Genomic DNA, 8,175 nt, shown 5'->3' with positions numbered 1-8,175 from the left:
CGCGGCGGCGGCGAGGATCCTGGCCACCCTCGGGCGGAACGGCCTCGGCGCGCGGCTCGCCGCGATCGACCCGGAGCACGGCGCGCCGCGGCGGGCGCTCCGGATCGTCGGAGCCGGCAATCTCCTCGCCCTCGCCCTGTTCGGGAGCCTCGCCGGATCGCGGGCCTACAGCGAGGCCTTCGCGACGGTCGCGACCCTCGTGCTCATCCTCGTCTACATGGCCGTGGCCGCCGCGCAGATGGTGCAGGCCGTCCGCGAGGGACGCCGCGCGATGGCCTTCGTCGGCGGGCTCGGCGCCGCCCTGCTCGCCTGGCCGCTCCTTAACAGCCTCTACCCGCTGCCCGATGGGCCTGGGCTCCTCTGGCCCCTCGTCGTCATCGCCTGGATGAGCGGGGGCGTGCTGCTCGGCCGGGCCGGGCGTCTCGGCGGTCCTCAGACCTGAGCGCCGGGCGCTGGCTCGGAAATCGCATCGGACCGCGGAGCAATCGAACCGGGGCGAGCGCCGATGCGTTGCGGCCCTGTGAGGATGCCGGTGCGACCGGCGCGAGGACGGGGCGGAGGGACGAGCGGCGGATGTGCGGGCTCTGCGGCGAGATCAGGTTCGACGGGCCGGCCGATCCGGCCGCCGTCAAGCGCATGGTGGATGCGATGGTGCCGCGAGGGCCGGATTCCGGCGGCATCCTCGGCCACGACCGGGTCGTCTTCGGCCATCGCCGCCTGAAGATCATCGGGCTGAGCAGCGCCTCCCAGCAGCCGATGCAGGACCCGGAGCTCGGGCTCTCCCTCGTCTTCAACGGCTGCATCTACAATTACAAGCCGCTGCGCGCGGAGCTGGAGGCCAAGGGCTACCGCTTCTTCTCCACGAGCGACACCGAGGTCGTCCTCAAGGCGTTCCACGCCTGGGGGCCGGCTTGCGTCGCGCGCTTCCTCGGCATGTTCGCCTTCGCCATCCTCGAGCGCGAGAGCGGCCGCGTCACCCTCGCCCGCGACCGACTCGGCATCAAGCCGCTCTATTACAGCGAGCCGAAGGGCCGCTTCCGCTTCGCCTCGACCCTGCCGGCCCTGCTCGCCGCCGGCGACATCGACACCGCGATCGATCCGGCCGCCCTCCACCATTACATGAGCTGGCACGCGGGCGTGCCAGCGCCGCTCACCATCGTCCGGGGCGTGCGCAAGCTCGCCCCCGCCACGATCCTGACCCTCGAGCCCGACGGCTCCCGCCGGGAAGAGGTCTACTGGACTCTCACGGTCGGCGCCCGCGACGAGGATCGCGGAATGAGCGAGGCCGAGTGGCGGGAGGCCGTGCTCGAGGCGCTCGGCACCGCGGTCGAGCGGCGCCAGGTCGCCGACGTGCCGACCGGCGTGCTGCTCTCGGGCGGCCTCGACAGCTCGGTCATCGTCGCGCTGCTCGCCCGCAAGGGGCAGGCGGGGCTGAAGACCTTCTCGATCGGGTTCGACGCGGTCAACGGCGTGGAGGGCGACGAGTTCAAGTACTCCGACATCATCGCCCGGGAGTTCGGGACCGACCACACCAAGCTCGTCATCGACGGCTCGCGCACCCTCGACGCCCTGCCCGCCGCGATCGCGGCGATGGCCGAGCCGCAGATGAGCCACGACGCGGTGGCCTTCTGGCTGCTGTCGCAGGAGGTGGCCCGGCACGTGAAGGTGATCCAGAGCGGCCAGGGCGCGGACGAGGTCTTCGGCGGATACCATTGGTACCCGAAGCTGATGGGCTCGGAGGATCCGGTCTCGGACTACGCCCGCGCCTATTTCGACCGGGACCATGCCGAGATGCGGGAGGCGCTCGCCCCCGACCTCCTGAACGGCGATTACAGCCGCGACTACATTGCGCGGTTCTTCGCGCAATCGCAGAGCCGCACCGCGATCGACAAGACCCTGCAGCTCGACCAGCAGATCATGCTCGTCGACGATCCCGTGAAGCGCGTCGACAACATGACGATGGCCCACGGGCTCGAGGCGCGCGTCCCGTTCCTCGATCACGAGCTGGTGGAGCTCGCCGCGCGCATCCCGGCCGAGCTGAAGGTGCGGGACGGCGGCAAGTTCATCCTGAAGGAGGCGTCGCGCGCGGTGGTGCCCGCCGCGGTGATCGACCGGCCGAAGGGCTACTTCCCGGTGCCGGCGCTGAAGCACCTGCGCGGGCCCTTCCTCGACTTCGTGCGCGAGGTGCTCGACCGCCCGGCGGCGCGCGAGCGCGGCCTGTTCAACCGCGCCTACGTCGATAAACTCCTGGCCGACCCGGACGGGACGCTGACGCCCAAGGGCAACTCGAAGCTCTGGCAGGTCGCCCTGCTGGAGAGCTGGCTGCAGACGCACGGACTCTGACCGGGCCCGCCCGGGGCAGCGGTCACGCCGCGCCGGCGCTTCGCCCGGCCGGCGCGGTTCCACAGCGCTCAAGGTGACGTCGTTTCTCCACGATCGTGCCGAATGGGCTGCAGCCGAGACATCACGGGGGAGAGATCATCATGTGCCGCTGGATCGCCTATCGTGGCCGCACGATCGCGCTCGAGCACTACGTGACCGAGCCGGCCCATTCCCTCGTCTCCCAGAGCATCCAGGCGCTCGAATCGACGGTGAGCCTCAACGGCGACGGGTTCGGCCTCGGCTGGTACGGCGAGCACCCGGAGCCCGGACGCTACCGCGAGGTGCAGCCGGCCTGGTCGGATGACAACCTGCGCTACCTGTGCCGCCACCTGCACTCGCACCTGTTCTTCGCGCATGTGCGGGCGGCCACGGGCACGCCCATCACCCGGCCGAACTGCCATCCCTTCGCCTGCGGCCCCTGGCTGTTCATGCACAACGGCTATATCGGGGACTGGACCCGGCTGCGCCGCCCGATCGAGGGGCTGATCCCGGACGCGCTCTACCCGACCCGCAGCGGCACAACGGATTCCGAGGCCATCTTCCTCGCCATCGCCGGGGCGGGCCTGATCGGCCCGGGCGAGCGCCAGGACCCCATCACCGCCACCCTCGAGACCCTGCGCGCCCTGACCCGCCTCGTCGACGCCGACGAAGGGGCGCACCCGTTCCGCTTCACGGCGGCGCTGGCCGACGGCCGCGACCTCTACGCCTTCCGCTACGCGGCGAACGATGCGGCCAACAGCCTGTATTACCGCCAGTCGGAGGACGGGGTCGTCGTCGCCTCGGAGCCGGTGGACCGCAAGCACGACGAGTGGATCGCGGTCCCCGACCACAGCGTCGTGATCGCCCGCAAGGACGAGGCGGTGGAGGTTCGCTCGCTCACCGATCTCGGCCTTCCCCACCGCGCCGGCATCTCCCGCCTCCCGGCCCGGATGACCGCCTAGAAGGCCCCGGCGAGCCCGGACGCGCTGTCTGGGGGGCGGATCGCGAACCCGTCGCGCGACGGGAACGCGAAAGCGGAACGGCGCAATTTTCCGCGCGAGATCTGCCGTCGCACCCGCCAGAACAGGCGGAGACGGTCTTTCGCGGCCTATAAGGGAGTAGCGGCCGCATATGTTAATGCTCGCGATGCCGAACTCGGCGCCATTCCACTGATGTAGATCGGCGCACGGCGAGCGCTGCATTCTGCGATGCGGCGCGCGATCTGTCATCGTGGCCGTGGAGCAGGTCTTTGACCCGCCGGTTCTCCGCAAGCCTCGATCTCGGGACTGTCACGCGCGGCCGCGCGCACGCGGCTCAATCGGCCGCGATGCGTCGGCCCCTCATCGGGAGGGATGCCAATGTCGAGCGCTCCTCGTTCCGGGCACCGCCGCGCACCCGCCGCCGTGGCGCTGGTGGCGGCGGGATGGGTGATGGCCTCGGCGGCCTTCGCGGCGGAGGGCGTATCCGAGACGCCGGGGCCGCCGCCCCTCGTGCTGGCGCGGGACGTCGCCGGGGCGGCCGGGGCGCCGATCCCCCTCGCGATCGAGGTGCAGCGGCTGCCGGACAGGTCCGATCCCAGCACCTATCTCCTCGGCCTTCCCAAGGGCGCGCGCGTCGCCGACGCCACCCACGCGGTGACCGCCGCGGAGGAGAAGTCGATCGTCGAGGTGACCGGCTGGAACCTGCCAGACCTGTCCGTGACCCTGCAGCCGGAGCAGACGGGCACGTTCACGCTCGCGGTCGCGGCCCTGACGCGACCCGGAAACGGCGAGCCGCTGCGGCTGGCCCGCTCCACTTTCACGATCAACGCCCAGGCCCCCGATCTGCCGGAGCCCGCGCCCCTTGCCGACCCGGGGCCTGTGAAGGCCGCCGCGCAGATGGCAGCTCCGGCCGTGGCGGCCCTGGAAGCGAACGTGCCTCAGAACCTGCCCGCGAACTCGCCCGCGAACTTGCCCGCGAACTTGCCGGCCCCCGCACCGGCGGGCGCCGCCGAGATCTACGTCCCGCAGCTTCCCCCGATCGCGCCGCTGGAGCCCAAAGCGCCCATCGCCAAGCTCAATCCCGTTAAATCCTCTCCCGCCAAGCCGTCTCCCCCCGATCCCTCTCTCGCTGGTCCCTCTCCCGCCAAGCCGTCGGCCCTCACGCCCGGCGACGCGAAACCCGCGCCGCTTCCCCAGCCGACCGAGGCGCAGGCGCCCACGCGCACCGCCCAGGCGCAGGCCGCCAAGGCGCCGGCTCCGGGGGAGCCCAGCCCGCGCGCCCTGGTCGAGCGGGCGGAGCGGCTGATCCGGCTCGGCGACATCAGCGGGGCCCGCCTCGTCCTGGAGCGGGCGATGGAGCGGGGCGAACCCCGCGCCGCCTTCCTGCTGGCCCAGACCTGCGATCCGCGGATGCTGCGGGCCTGGAAGGTCCAGGGCCTGCAAGCGGACCCGGAACGGGCGAGCGCCCTCTACGCCCGCGCCGCCCGGGAGGGTCTCGCGGACCCGAAGAGCCTCGCGGATGCGATGCGCTGAGCCCCTGAATCGAAACGGAGCACGCCGATGACGTCGAGGCGCACCACGCTGTCCGCCCTGTTCGGGGCCCTGGCCCTCCTGGCCGCGCCGGCCGCCCTCGCCCGCGAGGCGAGGCCGCCGGAACCGCCTCGGGAGGCCCGGCCGGAGGCCAGGCCCGAGGCGACGAACGAGGCGATGATCGGCGAGGCCATGAACGCGAACACGGTCTCGGTCATCACGGGGACGCCCGGCGGCACCTACTTCCGCATCGGGGCCGACCTCGCCTTCGTCCTGAACGACGGGGACAGGATCCGCGTCCTGCCGATCCTCGGCAAGGGCGCGGGCGAGAACGCCTACGACCTGCGCTTCCTCACGGGCGTCGATCTCGGTTTCGTGCGCACCGACACCCTGGACCAGCTCCGGCAGGACAAGCGCCTGCGGGACGTCGAGCAGCGCATCCACTACATCGCCAAGCTGTTCAACGACGAGCTCCACGTGATCGCGCCGAAGGGGATCGACGACGTGCGCCAGCTCGCGGGCAAGCGCGTCACCTTCGACGTGAAGGGCAGCGGCACCGACTACAGCGGCCGGGCCATGTTCCGCGGCCTCGGCCTGGAGGTGGATGCGGTCAACGTCGACCAGCCCACCGCCCTCGAGATGCTGCGCAAGGGCGAGGTTGACGCGGTGGTCTCGGTCGCGGCCAAGCCCGTCTCGGTGGTGGCCGGGTTCGATCCCGGGGACCGCTTCCATCTCGTCGCGATCCCCTACCTCGAGACCGTGAGCGAGGCCTACGTGCCCGCGACGCTGACGGGCGCCGATTATCCGAAGCTCGTGGACGGCGGCAAGCCGGTCGAGACCCTCGCGGTCGGCACCATCCTCGGCGTCTACAACCACCCGAAGGGGTCGGAGCGATACAGGAAGCTCGAACGCTTCGTGGGCGCGTTCTTCGGCCAGTTCGACAAGTTCCTGGCGCCCCAGCGCCACCCGAAATGGCGGGAGGTCAACCTCGCGGCCTCCGTCACGGGCTGGACGCGCTTCAAGCCCGCCCAGGACTGGCTCGACGCGCATCGCGAGGAGCCGACTCCGCGCGCCGAGATCGACCGGTTCCTCAGCGAGCAGCCGCAGGACCTCGCCGCGGACAAGGAGCAGGTCTACCAGGCCTATCTGGCGTGGCGGCGGGCGCAGCAGGCGAGCTACGGGATGGCCCGGCGCTGAAGGGCCGCGACGGACCGGGCCGCTATCGCCCGGTCACGCAGACCGACGGGTAGCCGCCGGTCGGCACGAAGGGCCCGTACCCGTAGGTGCAGAGCGCGTCGTGGGAGCGGACGGGCCGCGGCAGCGAGGAGCGCCGGTCGCCCGCCCCGCCACCGCCGAGGGATGCGAGGAGCCGCCGTCTCTCGACGGGACGGCGCGAGAGGGCCAGCCGGTCCCGCGCTCGCCCGGCCGGCCGCAGCACGCGTCCCAGCCGGGCGTAGCGGGCGCGGCGCCGGATCTCGGCTGCGGCGCGCGCCTGCCGGAGGAGGTGGCGCCGGTAGGCTGCGTAGCGCAGATGGCGGCGCACGGCATAGGCCGCCTTCCGCCGCCCGGCGGCGGCCGCCTGCTCGGTCGCCGGCCTCGACCGGGCGACAGGCGCCCGCGGCTGGCCGAGGAGCTGGCGGCGCAACCGCGCGTAGCGCAGCCGGGGCGCTCGCGCCTCGGTCGTCCGCACGGGATCCCCGGTGACGGGGCCTGCATTCTCGGCGGTCTCGGTGGTGCGCGCGGCCGGCGCCGTCCGCGCCAGGACCTCGCCGGGCGTCACGGGGACGGCCCGCCCCGGCGCGGAGGCGCCGCAGCCGCTGCAGATCGAGGCGGTGATGCGCTTCCAGGCGCGCTCGTCCTCGTCGAGCTTCCGCTGCGCGCGCGTCCGGTAGGCTTGGATCGTCGCCTCGGTCGAGGCGGGTTCCGGGGCGGCCTTCAGGCCCACGCCCGTCTCCTTCCTCAGGCGCTCCAGGATCTCGGTGACCGTCTCGTCGCGCGCAGGGGAGCGCTCGGGGGCGGCTCCGAGAGCGGCCGGGTCCTTTGGGGCGGCCGCGTCCTTTGAGGCGGCCGCGTCCTCCGCGCGGGCGGTCGCCAGCGGCGCCGCTCCCGCGGCGAGGAGGCCGGCCGACAGGAGCGCCCTGACCATCGCGCGCATGAGCCCTCCTGAGGCGTCCTGCGGACGCCGATCACCGAGCCCCCCGTTTCCCGGCCCCACAGGGTCCGGACGACACGGGTATCGCAAAGAGCCAGCGGCGACGACGGGCTCAAGGTGACTACGACTTCAGGAGTAGGGATTGCCCCTCCGGTTGGCCCCGGTCAGCTGTCGTCGCCGACGCGCGCCAGCCGCTCCGGCCGGCCGCCCTGCCGCGCGAGGCTCGGCAGCCGGTCCTGCCGGGCGCCTGCCACGACGACGAGGCGCTGGATCTCGCCGCGCAGATAGGCCTGCAGGAACTTGTCGTAATCCCGGAAGGACACGCAGCCGTTCGAGGCGCCGCTCGGTCCCAGCATGTAGGTGTGGGCGAGCAGGCCCGCCCGCCCGTAGACCGCGGCGCTGCCGCCGACCGGGTTCAGGCGGATCGCGCGCACGCCGTGGAAGAGCTGCTCGCGCTCGGTGAGGTCGTAGGTGCCCGGCGGGGTTGCGCCCCGCATCTTGATGTTGACCGAGGCCGGATCGTCCATGCTCTCGCCGAGCCCGGAATGGGCCTCGAGCTTCTCGCCGTTCGGCAGGACCACGACGCGGGCGCTGATGTCGTAGACGGCGATGCCGGACCCGCCCGAGGGCGTCGGCGCGGGCGGTGCGGACCGCCGGGCGAGCGACTCGGCCGGGTTCGGCGACAGCGACGCGTAGGACAGGGCCGAGGCCGGCGCCCGCTCGACGTTGAACAGCTTCTCGAAGAAGTTCCGGTCGTCCTCGGCGACGGCCGCCGGTGCCGGCGCGCCGGCCCGGCGCGCCGCGAGGCGCTCCGCCCGGCGGGCGAGGTCGGTCGTGCCCGGGCGCCGGAATTCGGGCGGGCGCGGCACCGGCAGCGGCACGGTCTGCGCGAGCATCGGCCCGTCCTCGGGGATGATCGCGATCAACGTCGAGGGCGTCGGGAGAGGATCGTATTCCGCCACGAAGTGATCAGGCGATCCCGCGCGCAGCGACCCGAGGATCGCCTCCCGCCAGAGGATCGGAGCCTGCCCGTCCAGGGGCTCGACCGGGTCCGGCGCCGGCGCCTCGGCCGTGTCAACCGCCGGCTCCGCCGCGGGTTCGGCGGCCGGCAGGACGGGCGCGGCGGCCAGCGTCGGCGGCTGGGGGCGCGGG

General features: G+C 72.9%; 6 protein-coding genes and 1 pseudogene. 5 read left to right on the top strand and 2 right to left on the bottom strand.

The features are described 5' to 3' along the window. The 5 genes and pseudogenes from E1J50_RS27590 to E1J50_RS24875 form a co-directional block, all read left to right on the top strand. A pseudogene (locus tag E1J50_RS27590) lies at nt 1–442 on the top strand (hypothetical protein); the annotation flags it as partial. A 131-nt stretch (nt 443–573) separates the two neighbouring features. Continuing rightward, nucleotides 574–2,343 (top strand): N-acetylglutaminylglutamine amidotransferase, encoded by a 1,770-nt coding sequence (locus E1J50_RS24890; RefSeq protein ID WP_132256787.1) that lies wholly within the window; start codon nt 574–576, stop codon nt 2,341–2,343. Nucleotides 2,344–2,483: 140 nt separating this feature from the next. Continuing rightward, a complete protein-coding gene (locus E1J50_RS24885; RefSeq protein WP_132256784.1) occupies nt 2,484–3,323 on the top strand; it encodes a class II glutamine amidotransferase in 840 nt (279 codons plus the stop codon). Nucleotides 3,324–3,719: 396 nt separating this feature from the next. After that, nucleotides 3,720–4,874, top strand: coding sequence for a hypothetical protein (locus E1J50_RS24880; RefSeq protein WP_132256782.1), 1,155 nt, complete (start codon nt 3,720–3,722; stop codon nt 4,872–4,874). A 27-nt stretch (nt 4,875–4,901) separates the two neighbouring features. Continuing rightward, nucleotides 4,902–6,068: a TAXI family TRAP transporter solute-binding subunit gene (locus E1J50_RS24875; protein WP_132256779.1), complete on the top strand. Its 1,167-nt coding sequence runs from the start codon at nt 4,902–4,904 to the stop codon at nt 6,066–6,068. A 22-nt stretch (nt 6,069–6,090) separates the two neighbouring features. Here the strand turns inward: E1J50_RS24875 and E1J50_RS24870 are convergent, their stop codons facing one another. Further along, the gene (locus E1J50_RS24870; RefSeq protein ID WP_132256777.1) at nt 6,091–7,026 is read right to left on the bottom strand and encodes a hypothetical protein; all 936 of its coding nucleotides are present in this window, start codon (nt 7,024–7,026) and stop codon (nt 6,091–6,093) included. Nucleotides 7,027–7,187: 161 nt separating this feature from the next. Then, nucleotides 7,188–8,175 (bottom strand): DUF2778 domain-containing protein (locus E1J50_RS24865; protein WP_132256775.1); only part of this gene is annotated, 988 nt, incomplete at its 5' end.

Origin of the sequence: Methylobacterium segetis (assembly GCF_004348265.1) — a bacterium.
GTDB lineage: Bacteria > Pseudomonadota > Alphaproteobacteria > Rhizobiales > Beijerinckiaceae > Methylobacterium > Methylobacterium segetis.
Note: the sequence above shows the minus strand (reverse complement) of the source record. Positions and strands in the feature narration are given on the sequence as shown.

Coding starts and splice junctions, on each gene's coding strand:
- E1J50_RS24890 (WP_132256787.1), top strand. CDS start 574: ATGTGCGGGCTCTGCGGCGAGATCAGGTTCGACGGGCCGGCCGATCCG.
- E1J50_RS24885 (WP_132256784.1), top strand. CDS start 2,484: ATGTGCCGCTGGATCGCCTATCGTGGCCGCACGATCGCGCTCGAGCAC.
- E1J50_RS24880 (WP_132256782.1), top strand. CDS start 3,720: ATGTCGAGCGCTCCTCGTTCCGGGCACCGCCGCGCACCCGCCGCCGTG.
- E1J50_RS24875 (WP_132256779.1), top strand. CDS start 4,902: ATGACGTCGAGGCGCACCACGCTGTCCGCCCTGTTCGGGGCCCTGGCC.
- E1J50_RS24870 (WP_132256777.1), bottom strand. CDS start 7,026: ATGCGCGCGATGGTCAGGGCGCTCCTGTCGGCCGGCCTCCTCGCCGCG.